Here is an 18,211-nt window from a genome sequence, read left to right on the forward strand (position 1 = left end):
ATTTCTTTACAATCCAGTCCTCTTTAACTTCCTGATTGAATGTAATATGTCGCAAGTCAATATGAGGATAAATTTCGTTGTATTGTACTTTATTTTCCTCGAAAGTTGTCTTACTTAAAAGATTTGGTTTGATATTTTCTCCATTTTGAATAGCATTTGTTAATTCGAATACTACTTCATGATTATCTTTCTTATAAGTAATATTTTGATCATTTTTGATTTTCTCAGGAAAATCTACTTGTAAATCCGTATTTTCTGTTGAAAATGTGGATTCAGCATCTAACGATAATGTATCGTCGATTTCTTCATATGTCTTTCCTTGTTTAGAATGGACCGGCTCTGCATAAATTTCTTTGTAATAATCACCCTCCGTTCCTTTAAATGTTTTTGTGTACTTTGTTCGCTTACTTTTTATCTCTTCTAAGTTCTCTGTTGATACATTAGAAGAATCTTCTGTTTGTTTTACAAGAGACTCTTTTTTCTGTTCTGAATATGCAAGTGCCACATACTCAGGAATAGAGCTAATAATTAAGATAATTACTAAAAAAAGACTCAAATACTTACGGAAATACATTGCTACTCCTCTTTCTATTATAAAGTATGTAACATTTTTAATAAAAATGAAGTTTTTTTGTTAAAAATGTTACATAAATTAAGATACCATATTATTTAATTGCTTTAAATAAATTTTTTATTTACAAAAAAACAAAATTATATTAAAAATTATAAATCCCATGAATTTCACGACTATACTATTCAGTGTTTATTCATTGACAAAACAGCCATCAACACGTACTATTACACGTATAAAAAATTAATAAGGGAGTGTATATGTTGAAATCCTTTTCTTCTAGAGAGCTCATCAAAATTTTAAAAGCTGATGGGTGGTATTTAGTACATAGTGTTGGGAGCCATCATCAATACAAACACCCAATAAAAGTGGGAAAAGTCACTATTCCTCACCCTAAAGGTGACATAACCATTAAAACGGTACAATGTATTGCTAGGCAAGCAGGGATTATAATTAAGTAATCTCTGCGCTCCTTGCGCTATATAAATATAGATAGAAGAAGAGATATTACTAATGATTCTTATGAAAAGATGGAGAATTTATAGAAGAAAGGAGAATTTAATAGAATGTCACGTAAAATAGGTGAAAAAAGTTTTCAAGAACAACCTAATAAATATTTAAAACGTTCATATTCATTTCCAGCAATCTTTGATTACGATGAAGATGGGATTTCAGTCTCTTTTCCAGATTTACCTGGGATATTCACTTGTGGAAAAGATGAAGAAGAGGCATATGATTATGCTAAAGAAGCTTTGGGTTTACACTTATTTGGAATGGAAATAGATGGCGATATAATACCTAGCCCATCTAAAATTAATCAATTAGATTTAGATTCTGATAAAGCTGTAGTAATTGTTAATATATTTATGCCTTTAGTTCGTGATCGCGTTCAAAGAGCTACTTTAAAAAAAACATTAACAATTCCCAAATGGATTAATGATTTAGCAGAAGAAAATCATATAAATTTCTCTCAAGTTTTACAGGAAGCCCTGAAAGAACGTTTAGATATAAAAGACCCAAACGAAAAAAATAACCTATACTAACGTTTATAGAATTAATACATTATGATTGAGTGAGTTATTTCTTTATAGAAAGGACTTTAAACTTCTTTAACTTTATAAGAAATCAGCAAAAGTAGTTAATTTAAAAATTCTTATATGAAAATCTAATTAAAAGAACTAAAAGCTTCGACATTTTTAAATGTCGAAGCTTTTTATTAATGCTGACTTAAAATAAAGTATTTATAAGAATGGTCTAATTAAATTTAAAAACACACTCATTTTTTCATTAATTCTTTCTAATTCTTTTCCTGAAGCATATACATAATCTAGCCCTGCTACTAGATAATCATTTTTCCAATGTAAAATTTGCAGTTTTGTTTGTACATAAGATTCAAAACTGCGTGCTAGTAATTCTACATCTGAAGACCAATACTTACCGATACGCCCCTTGTCTGTTTTAACCGAATTCAAATAAACTTTCGTATATTGTGTTGGATAAGCTAACGTATCTATAATTTCTCCAGTCATTGCAAAATGATAGCTTTGTAATAGTTCAGCTTCTACAGCTAACTTTTTCTTTCGATCTAATATATGTTTTTTTCGTAGCTTTTCTCTAGCTGGCTCATATGTGATGTTGGATAAACGTCTTGTAAACGTTTTATCAAATAATTCACACCATAATGTCATGTATATTGTAAGATCTCCTTTAGCCTGTTCATATAGATTTTTAACCCTCTCAGGATATATTTTTCTACTTATTGGTTCTGGCTTTAAAATAATATGATCTATACTTGAACCTACTTTAATGGCATTTAATAAATCTACTAAAGCCTCTTTAATAACTTCATCTGTTATTAAATCAATGTTCTCACTTAGCATACTATCAGAATTTTTTTTCTCACTTAATAAAAAGCGACCTAAAAAGTTGTCGTAGCTATGGAACCACTCATGCGCTAAAACACCAAGCCCACCTTTTTTCTTCGTAAGATTTATAATATGATAACCACGTTCATAATGAGCAAGTGCGTTTCCACTACCTCGCGAACCAAATCCTAAAGATAGTGAGCCTTTTTGACTCAAATCCACGTTTTCAACTTCTAAAATATAAGCTAAATCTTGTAGAGCAGCAGCAGCATTAACTAAATGTAGTTTCGCGTCAATATCATTGACATAATTGCCAAATTCAATTGACTTAAAATTAAACAATGATTGTACATCTTCAGGCTTTTCAATATTAACCAAATCAAAAGTCGAAATTCTTTGAGGATTCTCAGGTAATATTCTTCGCCAAGTAGTTGTGCTACTCCGTCTAATCGCTTTTTTCTCTAATAAATCTTTCCATTCTACTTCTTCACAATCTTTAAAGAATTTAGAAACTTTATTTAAACCAAAGAATTTCTTTTGGAAATTAATTAATATACCGAAGTGTAGTTTTTCAGCAACATCGATACATAAATATAAAGTTTTTATTTTAGCTTTTTCATTTTGAAACCTTACAGGATTCTGTTTCATGCCAAATTCTATTCTCTTGTGATCAAATTCAATTCTTTGTTTATGCATTTCAACTCTGACTAATAATTCTGTGCGTATAATAAAATGTTTTAATTCCTGTACAGTATTTATTTTTTGCAATTCATTACTCAAATGATTCATCAGCTTAAAATATGTTATTACATCTGTATCCATGCTATCTTTGGGAAAAGTCCTAATAACTAACTTTAACAATCGGGCCATTTTGGCATCATAACCTAACTGTTGCATATTTTCATATGTTGCCCATGAAAATAATGTATTTTTAGTTAATAGCTTTTTCGCAAGTATAGGATCTAATTCATTTATACGTTCTATTGTAGAAAGTGTTGGTTCTAAGAGATACTGTTTTCTTAAAGCAGCTAACTCTTTTTTTGAACCACCGACAGTTTCTCCAACATCATATGAAAATGAATTCTTTTTTTGTTTCTGATCTTGTAATAAATGCATAGGAATGATTTCTTCTATCGACTTCTCTAAGATATTTACTTTCTCATCTTTTAAAACGTTTATAATACTTTCTTGTTCAATCTCTTGTAATTTGATTTCAAATAAATTAAATAAATTCATAGTTATTCCTCCAAATAAAAAACTTCGATTACAAATAGTAATCAAAGTTTTATTTTTCATTGTAATTTCCTAACAAATTCTGATGTGATAATTTTCACAGACACTTCACGTTTAGTACGCTCGACTGTTTTTATCGACTCATCTTCTAGCCTTTCTTTTGTAACATGCTTACTGACAATTTCTAAGCCTTGAACGATATGATGATTCTTACCATCTTTCTCCTCTAATACACCATTAATAGCTCCAGAAGCCAATAATAAACCCATTTGACCTTGAGATACATTAATAATAGGTTGAGAGTCCAAAGTAAGTACCCGCGGCGCTAAAGCTTGTTTAATTGATTCAAAAGCAGAATGCTGTTTTATCAATTTAATATTTTCTTCTTTAGATCCAATTCGAGAAGTAAATAACTTGATATTCGGATTTGTTCCAGGAATATCATAGGTCACTTCTCCAACAATACTCGATAACGTTTTTATTTTTTCAAATACAAAATTTTCATTTTTAAAAAGCTCAAAAACTTCCATAAAATTAGAATTCGTACTTTTTTTAGAAGCAGTTTTTTTTCTACCAATAAAAATACACTGCTTGTAATCTTCAAATAGATCGTTATCAAATCTTACAATTTGAACTTCACTAAAATAAGTAGCTAAAATTTTTGCAGCTGCTGCCACAATATGATAAGGAACTACATAACAGAGTACACCGTTTGGAGCTAAATATTTTAGACTCCGTTCTAATTCTATAACCTCTTTTCTATCGCTACTCTTACCGGCATCGCTAATTTCATAGTCATACGGTGGATTTAAATAAATGAATGAGAAACTCTCATTTGATATTCTCATTGATTCAATCGGGGCATTGATAACATGATTTAAAACTTGTTTAGCTTCGTCAGCTCGCCCTTTTTCTATTTCAACACCATACGTTTCGATAAAATCATAATCACCGCATAAGGTATTTAATATACTTCCTTTGCCACATGTTGGGTCAAATACTGCACCTGGATTCGTAAATTGAAAAATTTGCTTTAATTGTGCTCCTACTTGATTAGGTGTAGCGTAAAACCCTGCCATTAGTTCCGATAGGTAAGTCTTTGAAGTAATCTCCAACTTTTCCCCCGGTTAACACCGTACGTGAGACTTTCACCTCATACGGCGCCCACTCTAACTTAATTCACAGTTTACTAGTTCTTAATAGGTAGAAGTTTACACGCTTTACGGAGCTTGTTTAACTTCTTTAGTTGATGTTCATTTATATTCAACAACCTCATATATTTATTTATGGTTTCTTCTTTAGTAGCATGAACCAAGATATGAGCAAGTTTATGAAGTACAGCTAAGTTGTCGTATTCGTCCGTACCACCTAGATATATAGGTTTGATATGGTGACAATGATAATTATGAATTTCCTTAGTTAAATCTATGCCAGTAACAAAGCATTTTCCTTTGTTGGCACTAAATTTTGAAATTCGGTTGTCATTGTATTGAATACTTCTTTTCTCGATATACGTTTTTGCGAGACGTTGTACGGCTTTTTGAATGTTGTATATGAGATTGCTCTTGCTGTTCAATGCTCTACCTTCTTCAGTATAATCGTTAATTTCCTGTGCGAATTGTTTAACAATGATAGATTTCACCGCTGGAACAGGAATTAATGGAACATCTCTTATGGAGAAGGTAGTGTAATTGTAATTTTCATATCCTTTAACTTCATATTTATTTGGTTCGCTAATTTTTGAAAGATGAATCCATAAAGTACGGTAAGTTTTGTAGGCAATTTCTTTCATGTCCACTGCAACGTGAGAGGCAGCCGAAAAGTAATTGTGTACACCTCTAATGTAAGAGTTATATTCATATGCTGCTTTTCTCGTATTAGAACGATATACTGTTCTAGCCTTATCACGTAAAGTTTGAATGATTTCCTCTTTCTTTTTATCGATGATGAAACTATGTGCAACGATTCTTTTTCCTTTCTTAACACCTCTGATTTTGAAACCAAGAAATTCCGAATATCTCTTACGGATATTGCTTATCTTTGATTTCTCATCCGAGACATCTAAACCTAATCGCTTTTTAAGAAAGTTTTTGACTGCATGATACCATCTTTGAGCTTCATTGAATGAAGTTGTCATGATTTTAAAATCATCTGCATACCTAACTATAAATCCTTGTTTCATAGTAGTTTTGGTTTGCAGAAAGCGATATTTACGCGTATCTTTACTTCCTACTTTGCTAATATCGAAAGTTTCAAATTGGTCGCTTACCCATTGGTCAAGTTCGTTTAAAACGACATTTGAGAGCAATGGAGAAAGTATGCCGCCTTGTGGGACACCTTTAGCTGGTATTCCTTCACCTTCAATATTGGCTTTTAACATCTTTTTAATAATTGCCAAGAGTTTTTTATCTTTTATGCCTAGTGAGAATAAATGTTTAATCAATTTGTTATGATTGACATTATCGAAGAATCCTTTAATGTCAATATCCACAATATAATGATTCTTTCCCACATTGATAAGGTTTAGAACTCTTGCAATAGCATGATGTGTTGAGCGATTGGGTCTGAATCCATAAGAATGTTTAAAGAATTTAGCTTCACATATTGGTTCAAGTATCTGTTTTATAGCTTGTTGGATAAGCCTATCTTCCATCGTTGGTATCCCAAGTGGTCTTTCCTTTCCATTAGTCTTGGGAATGAATACTCGACGTATACTATTTGGGTGGAAGTTGACTAATCTCTCTCGGATTTTACTGACGAAAGTTTCTTCATCTAGTATTTTGTAATCCTTAATACTTAAACCATCTGTTCCAACAGTTTTACTACCCGTATTGGATTTGATGTTTCTATATGCTAATAGAAGATTATCTCTACAAATAATCAAATCATAGAGATTAGAAAATGAATCATTTTCTTTCGATTTAGCATATAGGCTATCGAAAATTGGTTGCATTAAATAGTATTCTGAATATCTGACACTATCACTCATTGGTAAGTTCGCTACTCTCCTTTTGTAAGGATTTTGCCTACTTGTCTTAACCGATTGCTTACCCTAGTAATATTTTCTGTTTATATCGTTAGACTAGTGGCCTTCCCTCGACAGTTTATTATCACTGCTTCATCGGTACCATGCCACCACCTTCACGAGTATTAACATACGTTATAGAATACTCTTTTCCGTATGAACGCTTCATAGGTCTCCGAACCTCCACGTTACTCGCTTTCCACGTTCCAATCATTCCTATCTGCACATATATACTTAGGTGCTTTCTTTACAACTACTTGCTTGAGCAACCCTTATTTGTTGCTAAGGACTTTCATAACAAACATTCTTACTCATCCTCACAAGTACCGCTTTATACGGTGATGGTCATTCCTAACCACCTCGGATATAGTCGTGTACATTCGAAAGTTCGTCAGTCACAAGGACATTCTCACCATATATATTTTATAGACACCCGGTTTATCGTTGCTCCATTACTTGTTATAGTATTGGGACCAACTTCAACCGACTTCACCTAGCTTCGCACCTCAATTTCTTCGGAGGAAATTGACGCACGTAGGAGTATCAGTGACTATGCTTCAGGGTGGTTAATTCCCTCATTTCATAGCTTGGAATGACAGTTAGATAAGAAAATTTGTACTCTTTCTTATCCGAGCCTTTCATGACATTGAGACGTCATTTATAGCTCAACATGTCGCACGTCTGTATCCCATGTGCAGCGATCTTCTAGCATTTGTTCACGTACTGTACGTGTCGTTGTTAATGGGCCTGGTGTTACCTTCTGTTGGATCAATATATTAAATTGGTTTTCCTTCTGCTTAACTTTGATCAATTAACGATTCATAAAGCCTTCATCTGTGCGAGTGGCGTCTCACTAGAAAAAGGTGTTTCCGATTATAGTTTAGAAGAAGCAACTACGCGTAAAAAGATGATTGAGATTGCGACGCACACGTATTTAATGGTTGATCATTCCAAATTTGAGCGTGATGTATTCGTTCATATCGCACCGCTTAGTGCTTTTGATACGATTATTACAGACGAGCAATTAGAAGATGCTACTTACGAAACATATGTAGATGCAGGAGTTTCTTTACATCGTGCAACCTAAACAAAAAGAAGTCATCACAATGAAGCGATGCCTTCTTTTATTTGTATAAATGAATTATTCTTTTAGCGGTACTTGTACTTCTCCTTTTAAATAAGCAGGGTACATGACGAAATTGCCTGTTAGTGGTTGTTTATATTCTTTTGGATTCACAGGAATAATATTCACCCCATTTTCTCGGTAAGAAGTATCATCTACTTCTTTTCCATTTGCATCATATAACTGAATTTGCGGTGTATGTTGCTCGTTTTTTGGGATGATGCGTAACTCATCTTCTTTCAATACATACGTAACAAGTGTATTATTTGGCTTTTTAATGACTTGTTTTTTCTTTAAATTCACGATGAGTTTTTCTTCGCCCTTTTCAAGCGCTTGAATAGATGAAAGGACCAGTCGCGGTTCTTTCAGCGATTTGAAGTAATCACCTTGTAAATAGTACGTGCTGCCTTCTTTGTCTTGTAAACTGCCTGTCGAACGCAATCCTTCATGTAATGTTGCGACTTTTTTCTTCCCGTCATATAGCACCATTTCTTCAATCATTAGAATGTTTTTCGTATTGGAAGCAGCTGCTCTTATAGTTACGAGTGTTGTGAGTGGATAACGACTCACTTGAAGCAACTCCATCTTCTGTCCATCCAGTTCAATCATTTGTTGTTTTGCGAGTATTTTCGGCTCCAATAGCTTTTTTGTTAGATGAATAGGAAAACGGAACTTTTCGTCTTTTCCGTCAATCTCCACTGTTAAATCAAGTGTAAAATCTCGTTTTAATTTTGCACCGTATAGTTGAATGACACCATCTAATCTTTTGACAGGAGATGGTTTTTCTACTGTTGGTGACATAGAAGATTCACTTGTATATTCTTCTTCGTCAATTGCAGTATCGACCCACTGATTAATGAGATGTTTGTTAGGGTTTGTCAGTCGATAGCTAATGACCATTTTCGCACCATCAAAACTAATTTGCTGAATCGTCATCTTTACATCTTTTTTAGTGATGGTATGATCAATCTTTTCGACATATTCATGTTCGAGTGCTGTGCGCAAACTTTCGTCGTGTTTAATCAATTCAACAAAACCTGCGAATACAGGGATTTTCGATAGTGCATCTGCCACACTGGGATTAAAACGAATGAGGGCTAGAAAAAGGAGGACTACAACGGCTACGCCGCCACTCCACTTCATTCGCTTTCTTCGTTTTTGCTGTTTTTGATATTGTTTTTTTCCTTGTTCAATCTGTTTATTCACTTGGTCTTTTGGGACAGCAATCTCATCTAATTTTTTAAAGATATATCGTTTTTTCAATTTCTAGACACCTCCTAATCGCTTGCGCATCTTTTTTAAAATTGTATGTAACCTCGATTTAACTGTACCTTCTGGTAATTGCAGTTGTTCTGCAATTTGTTTATTTTGATAGTCCTCAAAATATTTTAAATAAATCAGTTCACGCTGCTCCACTTCTAATTCATCTAATGCACGATATAAATCAATATGCAGTTCTTCCTCATATCCTTTTTCTTGTAAAACAGGCAATGTTCTCTGTTTTTTTCTGTTTAAATCAGCACACACATTGAGCAAGATTCGAATAAGCCACGTTTTAAAATAGGTCGGTTCTTTCAATGTATGTATGCGGGTTAAACAACGAATCGTCACTTCTTGTATGGCATCGAGTGTATCGGGTTCATTTCGTAAATAACTATAGGCAATACGATAAAGTACATCCTGATGGTGTTGTAATAATAAAACACAAGCATCTTGATTTCCTTTGATTGCTTGTTGAATGAGTTTAACGTCCATTTCACCCCTCCTTTTCTATTAGACTGTTCACGTTCGTATTTCGTTCAACTTTTTTTCCTTTTATTAAAAGGGACTATTCAGGGTATAGGTAATTAGATATTACTACGATTGAATTTTCAGATAATAAAAATAATCTTGATGATGACAATATTCCTTCTATGTTTAAACAAGTTGGTGTAAGTAAAAAGCGTACCATTTCTGATTAACATAAAAAATCCCTAACGCTCATCATGCGCTACGGATTTTTTATTATTTTGATACTGTATTTTTCTCTGCGGCTTCAACCATTGCTTCTTTCATATACTTTAGTCCGAATAGTGCGCCTAAAAATAATACGACACTTGCATAGAATGTCCACGGACCAAATGTATGCGTATAAAATGAAATTAAAATGACAATCCCAATTAAATAACTGAAAATGGGTGTAATCATTGACTTTAATCCACTTAACCCCTTTTGTTTACGCTTCGCAATTAATGCCAGTAAAGATAATACCAATACCACAATCATCACTAAATACATGGAATCATTACTCATATAGAAAACCCCTTTTCCACATCCCTCTTGGAAAAGTATAACATATGAAAACGTATTTTTACATAAAATACATTATTTTTTCTCTATATCACTTCTTTTTTCTCTTTCAAACCTTTTTTTAATAAGGTTTTTGCATCGCTAATGTCTTGATAGCATGTAAGAAAGATACATTGTGATAACTGATTCGCTCGATTTCTCTCGCATCAAATGTCGATAATAATTGTCGACTCAATTGTTGCACTTCCATACTGTAGTCTGCTGTTCCTAACATTAAAAAAGGAATGGTCCAATCATATAGTGCATCCATTTTTTGTAACTGTCTTAGCGCATCAATTCGCACTTTCCATTGAAAATGACGACTAAACAGACAATAGTATTGCTGCTTTTCAATATGCCCACACATCTCAATATACTTTTGTGGTAATCGTTCATTATAAATGATTTCTGGTACATGAATCGTTGCATAACCAAGCGATACTTCATGCCAAATCGCAGCTTCAACCGATGCATTCATTTTCAATAAGAGTTGTTCTGCTTGGCGTTGAACAACGGGTGGGAAAAATGTGATGTGATCTAATGTAATGGATTGTAGATTATTCACACGAGTAGCCTCCTTCTTTTCTAAACTAAGTATAGAAAAGAAGCTTTAAGCTACTATGAATACTTTGTAAATTTTTACATGCGAATAATGGTGCGTCCAAGATGTCGTCCTTCTTGCAGTGCTTGTAAAGTTTCCTTTGCTTCATGTAGCGTAATTTCTTCTACATGCGCTTGTGACATAATTGACCATTCATTTGAAAAGCGATGCCAAATCGGTAAACGCGCATCATGTGGCATTTGTACAGAATCAATGCCGAGTAAACGAACACCGCGTAAGATGAATGGTAGAACCGTTGTTGTCAGTCCGATACCGCCCGCATTGCCACACATTGTCATACTGCCACCATAGCAGAGTTTTGCGATACACTGTGCGGCAATTTCGCCACCTACTGTATCAATCACATAATCATACGTCTCTTTTTCGAGAACTTTTCCCTTTGTTGCTTCGAATTCTTCTAGTGTCACAACATGATCTGCACCAAGTGCTGTCACAACATCACGTTGGTAGTCTTTGCGAATAAGTGCAGAGACATTGTCATAGCCTGTTGCTTTTAATAATTGAATGGCAATACTTCCTACACCACCTGAAGCACCTGTTACGAGAATGGAGGGTTGATGTTCTGCTTTCATGCCATCTTTTTCAAGTGCATCTACTGATAGTCCAGCTGTGAAACCTGCTGTACCAATCACCATGGCATCACGTAAAGATACGTTTTGTGGGAGTGGTACAATCCATTCAGCTGGCACTTGCGCATATTCTGCAAAGCCACCTGTATGCGACATACCCATTGTGTAACCTGTTACGAGCACTTCTTGTCCTACTTGAAGATGTGGTGCAGTTGTTTCGACAATCACACCACTCAAATCAATCCCAGGAATCATCGGGTAATTTCGAATGACCCCACCTCTTGTTTTTACAGCCAAACTATCTTTATAATTAATAGATGAGTACGCAACTTGAATTAGTACTTCACCGTCTGATAACATATCGTTTGTAACGTGTTCAATTTCATAGTTCACTTCTCCATCGACTTCACGTACAACCATCGCTTGAAATTGTTCCATCTTCACACACACCTTCCTATTTTCAAATAGTTCTATTATAGAAGTATTCTATAATAGAAAAGTAACATATTTTAGTTATTTATTCAATAATTTCGAATACATAGAAGAAATGAGGTTTTCCAATTGGAATTACATCAATGTTTAAATTTTTTATTAAGTGTCTCACAACATCAAGTCCATCAACATTTAGCAGACGAATTAACACCTTATGAATTAACACCGACACAGTATGGTATTTTAAATACGTTATGGACACATGGTGAGCTAACACCAAAAGAAATTGGAAGTTTTCTTCATTTAAAAGCTTCCTCTATCTCAACAGTTTTAGATAAAATGCAAAAGCAACAGTTAATTGAAAGACAAGTTGACCCTAGTAACCGTCGAACGATTTTAGTGACAGCTACAGAGAAAGCAAAAGCATTACAATCGGATGTAGAACAAGTTATTCAGAAGATGAATCACCACTTCCTTAATAAATTAGAAGCAGATGAAGCAGAAAAGCTGATTGCGACATTACAAAAATTGATTCAATAAATAGAAATAGAAACCACGTTGCTGTGTGGTTTCTATTTTTTATGGCCAATTAGACTTCTAACTGTAGCCAGCCTTCTGGTTGTTCGATTCTCTCCCAGTCACTTATCATTTCGTCTTCAGTTAATAAGCATGTATCCAGCGCTTGTATAATCTCCTCTTTTTCTAATTGGATACCGATGAGTACGAGTTGTGTTTGGCGATCTCCATATTGGTCATCCCATTCATCACGCAGCTCAGGTTCTTCTTGTAAATAAGCTTCTTGTTCTTCCTTAGATAAAGAACCAATCCAATAACTAAGTGGCGATAGTTGAACAGATGCACCTGCTTGTGAAAATAGTAAGGCGATATGGTTCGGTTTAGCACACCATACAAAACCTTTGGCACGTACAATAGATAACGGCATATCTTCTACAAATTGCTGGAAACGAACAGGGTGAAACGGTCTTTTACGTCGATAGACGAAGGAGCCTATACCATATTCCTCCGTTTCAGGTGTATGATGTGGCGTATTCAACTCCTGTAGCCAACCTGCCGAAGCCGCTGCTTTTTCAAAGTCAAATCGTTCTGTATGCAAAATATCAGCTGGTGCAACGCGCCCATATGAACTATGAATGATTTTAGCTTCGGGTTGAATGACACGTAATACACGCTCTAGTTGTTCTAATTGCTCAGCTGTAATTAAGTCCGTTTTGTTTAAAATGAGCACATCACAAAACTCAACTTGATCAATCAGTAAGTCAGCTACATCGCGGTCGTCTTGCTCATCATTTCCTTCATGACGTTCACGCAATGTTTCACCTGATTGAAAATCGGTCCAAAAGCGATAGACATCGACAACAGTCACCATCGTATCTAATGTACAATATTTGGCTAAATCAATCCCCAATTCCTCATCAATATATGTAAAAGTTTGTGCTACAGGTATAGGCTCACTAATTCCTGTTGATTCAATCAATATATAATCAATATTGCCTTTTTGAACAAGTCGTTCTACCTCAATTAACAAGTCCTCTCTTAATGTGCAGCAAATACAACCATTCGATAACTCAACAAACTTTTCATCTGTTCGAGATAGACCACTCTCATGTGATACAAGTGAAGCATCAATATTAATTTCACTCATATCGTTCACGATGACTGCAATACGCATACCTTGTTCATTTTGTAATACATGATTTAATAGTGTTGTTTTGCCAGCACCTAAATAGCCACTTAATACTGTAACGGGAATCTTTTTCATCTTAATAGCTCCTTTTCTTAAAACGTAATGATTACGCTTTATAAAACCGTAAAATTTTTTCATCACAAATAGTAATGATTACGATTTAAAATATTACACTGCTTCTTTTTACATGTCAAACCATTTTTAAGTACCTCTATAAAAAAAGAGGAATCTCATCGTAATGAAATACCTCTTTTTCTCTATTTCGGACGTTGTTCAAGCGCATGCACAAATTGTTGTAAGATTGTATGAAGTGATTGAGCCTGTGTCACGTCCATACCAGAAGCAGCAAATACATCTTCAGATACGCATTGTAGTTGCTCTCTCAATTGAAGTCCTGCAGCAGTAAGTGTCACGCATAGTACACGCTCGTCTTCTTGTGAGCGCTCACGATTTACATAGCCTTGTGTTTCAAGTTTTTTCGTGAGTGGCGTTAATGTACCTGAATCTAAAAATAACTTTTTTCCTAAATCTTTGATTGAGATGGACTCATCTAAGGGTATAGCAAGTAATGTGATGTAACCTGTATAGGTTAGGTCGTATGCTTTTAATCGTGATGTATATTCTTTAATGACTTCTTTTGAAGAAACATAGAGTAGAAAACACAATTGATCATCTAATGTTGTCATGGTCAATCCTCCGTTCATATCTTCTCTATTTTAAAAAGAATCATTATACTTGTCAAACGCAATTTAATTGTGTACAATTAAATTGTTCAAAACTTAATTGAAAGGTGTGTTTTATAATGAAAGAAATTTACACAACAAAAATGGTGAATACAGGCGGACGTAATGGAGAATCTGTAGCAGATGACCGTTCATTCCAAGTGAAAATCGCGCCTCCAGGTTCAAATGTAGCAGACGCAACAAATCCAGAGCAGTTATTTGCGGCAGGTTATAGCGCTTGCTTCAATAGCGCACTTGACTTAGTGAAGCGTCAAAAAGGCATTAAAGGTAAATCAACGATTAGCGTAACGGTTCGTCTATTTGAAAAAGCAGCTGCTGATTTTATTTTAGCAGTGGAAATTGTTGGTCATATTGATGACGTATCACGTGAGGAAGCACTTGAACTACTGCATATAACACATCAAGTATGCCCTTACTCAAAAGCAACAGCTGGCAATATTGATGTTGAAATTAAAGCAGTATAAAAATACTAAACAAAAGGCTTCGACATCATTTATCATGTCGAAGCCTTTTGGCTGTTTAACTTACTTTTCGTAATGGTTCTACGCTAGGTTTTCCAAATAGGTAGCCTTGAAACAATTCATAACCACATGCTTTTAACCATTCAAAATCTGCTTCACTCTCTATTCCTTCAGCAAGTGGGGTAGCACCAATCTCAATAGCTTTTTCTAAAAAGGCGCGCGCGATTTGTTGTTTCTCTTCATTTTCGCTAACGCCTTGTACATATTTAATGTCTAGTTTCATATAATGTGGTTGAATTTGATCAAGCATCTCCATCGTACTAAAACCTTCCCCTACATCATCTAGTGCGTATTTAAAACCACGCTCATTATAATAAGTTAAAATATTCTTCAAATGTTTCGTCCACTTGTTCTGTTTCAACTACTTCAAAAACGAATTGACTTGGATTAATATTTAGTTGATTTGCTCGATGAATCGTTGATTTTAAACAAAATTCAGGTGAATAAATAGATGTTGGAATAAAGTTGATAAACGTTTTCTTTTGAAGAATTGCTGAATAACTAACTGCTGTCATACGACATAGACGATCTAATGCATAAAGACGACCTCGTGCACGTGCAGCTGAAAAGATTTCATTCGGATAAATCATCGAGCCATCTTCACGTGTAAAACGTGATAACACCTCATATGCATAAATTTCTTTATCGCGCGTAACAATCGGTTGGGAATAACTGATTATACGTTTTTCACGAATGACCTCATCTAACCATTTTGTTTCTAAAATACTTTCTAACTCCATCATCGGTTTCCAATCTTGATTTTCTACTCGGAATTGCATCTCTGCTAAATCCATATGTCCTGTACTGAAGTCTAAAAACTCTTTTGCTCCTTGCTCATTCATATAGAGACTATTTTTTTCTACTGTTAGTTCTAATTGACGACGTTTAAAAAACTGTTGAATGGATGGTATGACTGTTTAGTTTTCTTTACTCATTAATTGAATTTCAAATTCTAACTCTAAAACTAAACAACTTCTGCAAGGCATATCATATTCCCCTTTTTCCTTTTATTTTACGAATAACTTCTTGTTTGATTACGACCGTCTTCCTTTGCTTTATATAACGCACGATCCGCTCGTTCAAGTAATACCCCAATCGTTAGTTGTTGTTCGTGTTGCATGAGTGTATAAATACCTAAACTAACTGTGATATAGGGTGATACTTGTGATAAGGTATGTGGAATATTTAGACTTTCAACTGTTTGGCGAATGCGATTAGCAATCACTGCTGCTTCTTGCTCCGTTGTATTTGGTAGTAACACACAAAATTCCTCACCACCAACTCGAAAAATAAAATCTTGATGACCTAAATCATTTTTGATACTCATTGCTACACGTCTTAAACAGCGATCACCTGCAACATGCCCATATGTATCATTAAACTGTTTAAAATAGTCGATATCTAGCATAAGAAGTGAAAATGGTTGGTGATGTAAATGAAATTCTTGTATATGTTTTTCAACAATTAAATTAAGTAAGCGACGATTATAGACACCTGTTAATTCATCCGTATATATCTTTTGTTTAAGTGCTTTTGTTTCAGCTTGGAGTTCCAACATCTTATTTTTTTGTTCTGTAATATCACGTGAAATAAAGATAAATTTATCTCGTTGATATTCTGTTGTGAATAGACACTTTAACTTTGTTTCAAACCAAACATATGAACCATCCTTACGATAAATACGGTATGTGATTGTTTGGATTTCAGTTTGAAACTGTGCTACTTTTAAAAAGCCTTGTAATTTTGCTTGGTCTTCTGGATGCAAAAAAATATAAATTGAATGATCTAGTAGTTCTTCTACTTCATACCCCAATATATTCTTACAGATTGGTGATGCAAATGTAAAACGCCCATCACGTGTATGTAGCGAAATAAAATCAGTTGAATGTTCTGTTATGAGTCGATAATGTTCTTCTTTACGTGTAAGTGATAATTCCGCTAATTTACGATCCGTTATATTAATGTGCGAGATTACCGCACCACATAATTCTTCCCCCTCTACTACTAGTGGTGTTACTCTTAATAAAAACCATCTCAAATGTTTCTGACTATGACATGGATACTCAAACGTATAAATAGAACATTTACCTTCGAGTACGCTCACAATACTTGCTTTTACGTTCTCTTGACACACGTGTAAATAATTCAGTCCTATATAATTACTGCATACATCTTGAAAGTTCTCATCTGAAAAACGAATCCATGCTTTATTCACAAAAAGTATAGTTCCTTTATGATCAATAAGTGCTACTTGATCCGTTAGTGAATCTAAAATAGCTTGACTCATATCTACCATGATATACTTCCTTCCGATTGAATTCTAAGCCTTTCTAATTATCTAGTAGAAAAACAATACAATGAAAATCTTTTTTGTATTTCTTTCTTCATTTTACAATTTTTTCAATAAAAATGAAAAGTAGAACGATTCGACTACATTCGGAATATTCTTATTGTACTGAAAGTCACAAGAAATAAATTAAAAACAATTTTTACTATAGAATTCGTTGTAGTTGCATTACATAATTTGAGAAAAAGAAAAAAATCGCGCAATTGCACGATTTTTTCTTTGAAGTTAAGAACCTTTATGGAACATCCCCACAACTTCTGTTGTTTCTGTAATATTTACAAATGCATGTTGATCCGTTTGTTGGATTAAATCTTTTAACTCGGCTAATTGATATTTTGTAATAACCGTCATTAAAACTTTACGGTGTTCTCCAGAATATGCCCCTACACCATCTGAAATAGTTACACCGCGATATAAGTTTTGAAGCAACATTTGCTTCATCTCTTCGCCTTTTGCTGTAATAATTGTTAATGTTAATTTCACATGGTTTGTATGAATTGTGTCGATGACTTTACCTGTTGCATAAATCGTTACTAATGTCATTAGTGCTGCGTCCCATCCAAAAATAAAGCCTGAAGCAATAACAATCACAGCGTTCATAGCCGATAGTAAAGCGCCGATTGGAAAATCCGTCTTTTTCGCAAGCAACATCGCTAAAATATCGAAACCACCAGATGAACCTGATGCGCGGAACACAATGCCGATTCCGACACCCGTTATAATCCCGCCGAATAAAGCAGCGAGTAATGGTTCATGTGTTAATTCCATTTGTGGAATAATATATAGACTAGCGGATACAACGACCACCGAAAGAATCGTATAACCAATAAATCGTTTACCTAATTTCCATACACCAAGTACGAGTAATGGTAAATTTAAAATTAAGTTCAATACCCCTGTATCAATTGGATATAATAATCCAAGCATAATGGCGATACCACTTAGACCACTACTTAAAATATGATGTGGAATAAGTAGCCAGTTGTACGCAAAACCGACAAGTGATGAACCAATGATAATCATACATATGTTTTTCATATTTTTCATGTTTCTTTTCCCCTTACATCCCTTTATGTTGATTCCCTTTCCATCTATTATAAACAACAAAACTCGTTTTATTATTTAAT

General features: G+C 34.2%; 18 protein-coding genes and 1 pseudogene. 5 read left to right on the forward strand and 14 right to left on the reverse strand.

Features of this window, described 5'->3' with window-relative positions; genetic code table 11:
- On the reverse strand, positions 1-574 hold a 574-nt coding region (locus tag KGI01_RS03850; RefSeq protein ID WP_141273440.1), incomplete at its 3' end, for a hypothetical protein.
- A gap of 257 nt (positions 575-831) precedes the next feature.
- Between KGI01_RS03850 and KGI01_RS03855 the strand changes: the two genes are divergently transcribed.
- Both KGI01_RS03855 and KGI01_RS03860 read left to right on the forward strand, forming a co-directional pair.
- Complete coding sequence (locus tag KGI01_RS03855; protein WP_373863115.1) at positions 832-1,032, forward strand: type II toxin-antitoxin system HicA family toxin; 201 nt, start codon at positions 832-834, stop codon at positions 1,030-1,032.
- Positions 1,033-1,137: 105 nt separating this feature from the next.
- Complete coding sequence (locus KGI01_RS03860) at positions 1,138-1,614, forward strand: type II toxin-antitoxin system HicB family antitoxin (RefSeq protein WP_141273444.1); 477 nt, start codon at positions 1,138-1,140, stop codon at positions 1,612-1,614.
- Positions 1,615-1,812: 198 nt separating this feature from the next.
- Here the strand turns inward: KGI01_RS03860 and KGI01_RS03865 are convergent, their stop codons facing one another.
- From KGI01_RS03865 to ltrA, 3 genes are all read right to left on the reverse strand, one after another.
- Entirely contained in the window at positions 1,813-3,672 is a 1,860-nt protein-coding gene (locus KGI01_RS03865; protein ID WP_141273446.1) for an LPD1 domain-containing protein, read from the reverse strand.
- A 56-nt stretch (positions 3,673-3,728) separates the two neighbouring features.
- Entirely contained in the window at positions 3,729-4,784 is a 1,056-nt protein-coding gene (locus KGI01_RS03870; protein ID WP_170214718.1) for a DUF6094 domain-containing protein, read from the reverse strand.
- 74 nt (positions 4,785-4,858) lie between these two features.
- Complete coding sequence (ltrA, locus tag KGI01_RS03875; protein ID WP_141273450.1) at positions 4,859-6,658, reverse strand: group II intron reverse transcriptase/maturase; 1,800 nt, start codon at positions 6,656-6,658, stop codon at positions 4,859-4,861.
- A gap of 799 nt (positions 6,659-7,457) precedes the next feature.
- Here ltrA and KGI01_RS03880 point away from each other — a divergent pair.
- The gene (locus tag KGI01_RS03880) at positions 7,458-7,781 is read left to right on the forward strand and encodes a DeoR/GlpR family DNA-binding transcription regulator (protein WP_218026237.1); all 324 of its coding nucleotides are present in this window, start codon (positions 7,458-7,460) and stop codon (positions 7,779-7,781) included.
- Positions 7,782-7,835: 54 nt separating this feature from the next.
- Here KGI01_RS03880 and KGI01_RS03885 read toward each other — a convergent pair whose 3' ends face one another.
- From KGI01_RS03885 to KGI01_RS03905, 5 genes are all read right to left on the reverse strand, one after another.
- Entirely contained in the window at positions 7,836-9,080 is a 1,245-nt protein-coding gene (locus KGI01_RS03885; protein ID WP_141273454.1) for a DUF4179 domain-containing protein, read from the reverse strand.
- Between the two features lie 3 nt (positions 9,081-9,083).
- On the reverse strand, positions 9,084-9,572 hold the full coding sequence (locus KGI01_RS03890) for a sigma-70 family RNA polymerase sigma factor (protein ID WP_141273456.1): 489 nt from the start codon (positions 9,570-9,572) through the stop codon (positions 9,084-9,086).
- Between the two features lie 249 nt (positions 9,573-9,821).
- Positions 9,822-10,109, reverse strand: coding sequence for a hypothetical protein (locus KGI01_RS03895; protein WP_087680717.1), 288 nt, complete (start codon positions 10,107-10,109; stop codon positions 9,822-9,824).
- A gap of 118 nt (positions 10,110-10,227) precedes the next feature.
- Complete coding sequence (locus KGI01_RS03900; protein WP_087680716.1) at positions 10,228-10,710, reverse strand: hypothetical protein; 483 nt, start codon at positions 10,708-10,710, stop codon at positions 10,228-10,230.
- Positions 10,711-10,784: 74 nt separating this feature from the next.
- Positions 10,785-11,774, reverse strand: coding sequence for a YhdH/YhfP family quinone oxidoreductase (locus KGI01_RS03905; protein ID WP_141273458.1), 990 nt, complete (start codon positions 11,772-11,774; stop codon positions 10,785-10,787).
- Between the two features lie 123 nt (positions 11,775-11,897).
- On the opposite strand from KGI01_RS03905, the gene KGI01_RS03910 reads away from it, so the two are divergent.
- Positions 11,898-12,308 carry a MarR family winged helix-turn-helix transcriptional regulator gene (locus KGI01_RS03910; RefSeq protein ID WP_141273460.1) on the forward strand — a complete coding sequence of 137 codons (411 nt, stop codon included), beginning with the start codon at positions 11,898-11,900 and terminating at the stop codon, positions 12,306-12,308.
- A 49-nt stretch (positions 12,309-12,357) separates the two neighbouring features.
- On the opposite strand, the gene KGI01_RS03915 is transcribed toward KGI01_RS03910, so the two are convergent.
- Together KGI01_RS03915 and KGI01_RS03920 are read right to left on the reverse strand one after the other, a co-directional pair.
- Positions 12,358-13,548: a GTP-binding protein gene (locus tag KGI01_RS03915; protein WP_141273462.1), complete on the reverse strand. Its 1,191-nt coding sequence runs from the start codon at positions 13,546-13,548 to the stop codon at positions 12,358-12,360.
- Positions 13,549-13,730: 182 nt separating this feature from the next.
- Positions 13,731-14,159, reverse strand: a complete 429-nt coding sequence (locus KGI01_RS03920; RefSeq protein WP_141273464.1) for a MarR family winged helix-turn-helix transcriptional regulator — start codon at positions 14,157-14,159, stop codon at positions 13,731-13,733.
- Positions 14,160-14,275: 116 nt separating this feature from the next.
- On the opposite strand from KGI01_RS03920, the gene KGI01_RS03925 reads away from it, so the two are divergent.
- Entirely contained in the window at positions 14,276-14,680 is a 405-nt protein-coding gene (locus tag KGI01_RS03925; protein ID WP_141273466.1) for an organic hydroperoxide resistance protein, read from the forward strand.
- 55 nt (positions 14,681-14,735) lie between these two features.
- Here KGI01_RS03925 and KGI01_RS14195 read toward each other — a convergent pair.
- The 3 genes and pseudogenes from KGI01_RS14195 to KGI01_RS03940 form a co-directional block, all read right to left on the reverse strand.
- Positions 14,736-15,579: pseudogene (locus tag KGI01_RS14195) on the reverse strand (EAL domain-containing protein).
- A 170-nt stretch (positions 15,580-15,749) separates the two neighbouring features.
- Positions 15,750-17,033: a sensor domain-containing diguanylate cyclase gene (locus tag KGI01_RS03935; protein WP_141273468.1), complete on the reverse strand. Its 1,284-nt coding sequence runs from the start codon at positions 17,031-17,033 to the stop codon at positions 15,750-15,752.
- A 276-nt stretch (positions 17,034-17,309) separates the two neighbouring features.
- Positions 17,310-18,122 carry a YitT family protein gene (locus KGI01_RS03940; RefSeq protein ID WP_068457380.1) on the reverse strand — a complete coding sequence of 271 codons (813 nt, stop codon included), beginning with the start codon at positions 18,120-18,122 and terminating at the stop codon, positions 17,310-17,312.
- Between the last annotated feature and the right edge of the window lie 89 nt (positions 18,123-18,211).

It is taken from the genome of Kurthia gibsonii (assembly GCF_006539985.1).
Classification (GTDB): Bacteria; Bacillota; Bacilli; order Bacillales_A; family Planococcaceae; genus Kurthia; species Kurthia gibsonii.

What these genes read in the sequence shown, in the direction of transcription:
- KGI01_RS03905 (WP_141273458.1), bottom strand. Translation starts at nt 11,774, where the DNA reads ATGGAACAATTTCAAGCGATGGTTGTACGTGAAGTCGATGGAGAAGTG.
- KGI01_RS03895 (WP_087680717.1), bottom strand. Translation starts at nt 10,109, where the DNA reads ATGAGTAATGATTCCATGTATTTAGTGATGATTGTGGTATTGGTATTA.
- KGI01_RS03865 (WP_141273446.1), bottom strand. Translation starts at nt 3,672, where the DNA reads ATGAATTTATTTAATTTATTTGAAATCAAATTACAAGAGATTGAACAA.
- KGI01_RS03940 (WP_068457380.1), bottom strand. Translation starts at nt 18,122, where the DNA reads ATGAAAAACATATGTATGATTATCATTGGTTCATCACTTGTCGGTTTT.
- KGI01_RS03935 (WP_141273468.1), bottom strand. Translation starts at nt 17,033, where the DNA reads ATGGTAGATATGAGTCAAGCTATTTTAGATTCACTAACGGATCAAGTA.
- KGI01_RS03855 (WP_373863115.1), top strand. Translation starts at nt 832, where the DNA reads ATGTTGAAATCCTTTTCTTCTAGAGAGCTCATCAAAATTTTAAAAGCT.
- ltrA (WP_141273450.1), bottom strand. Translation starts at nt 6,658, where the DNA reads ATGAGTGATAGTGTCAGATATTCAGAATACTATTTAATGCAACCAATT.
- KGI01_RS03890 (WP_141273456.1), bottom strand. Translation starts at nt 9,572, where the DNA reads ATGGACGTTAAACTCATTCAACAAGCAATCAAAGGAAATCAAGATGCT.
- KGI01_RS03925 (WP_141273466.1), top strand. Translation starts at nt 14,276, where the DNA reads ATGAAAGAAATTTACACAACAAAAATGGTGAATACAGGCGGACGTAAT.
- KGI01_RS03920 (WP_141273464.1), bottom strand. Translation starts at nt 14,159, where the DNA reads ATGACAACATTAGATGATCAATTGTGTTTTCTACTCTATGTTTCTTCA.
- KGI01_RS03915 (WP_141273462.1), bottom strand. Translation starts at nt 13,548, where the DNA reads ATGAAAAAGATTCCCGTTACAGTATTAAGTGGCTATTTAGGTGCTGGC.
- KGI01_RS03860 (WP_141273444.1), top strand. Translation starts at nt 1,138, where the DNA reads ATGTCACGTAAAATAGGTGAAAAAAGTTTTCAAGAACAACCTAATAAA.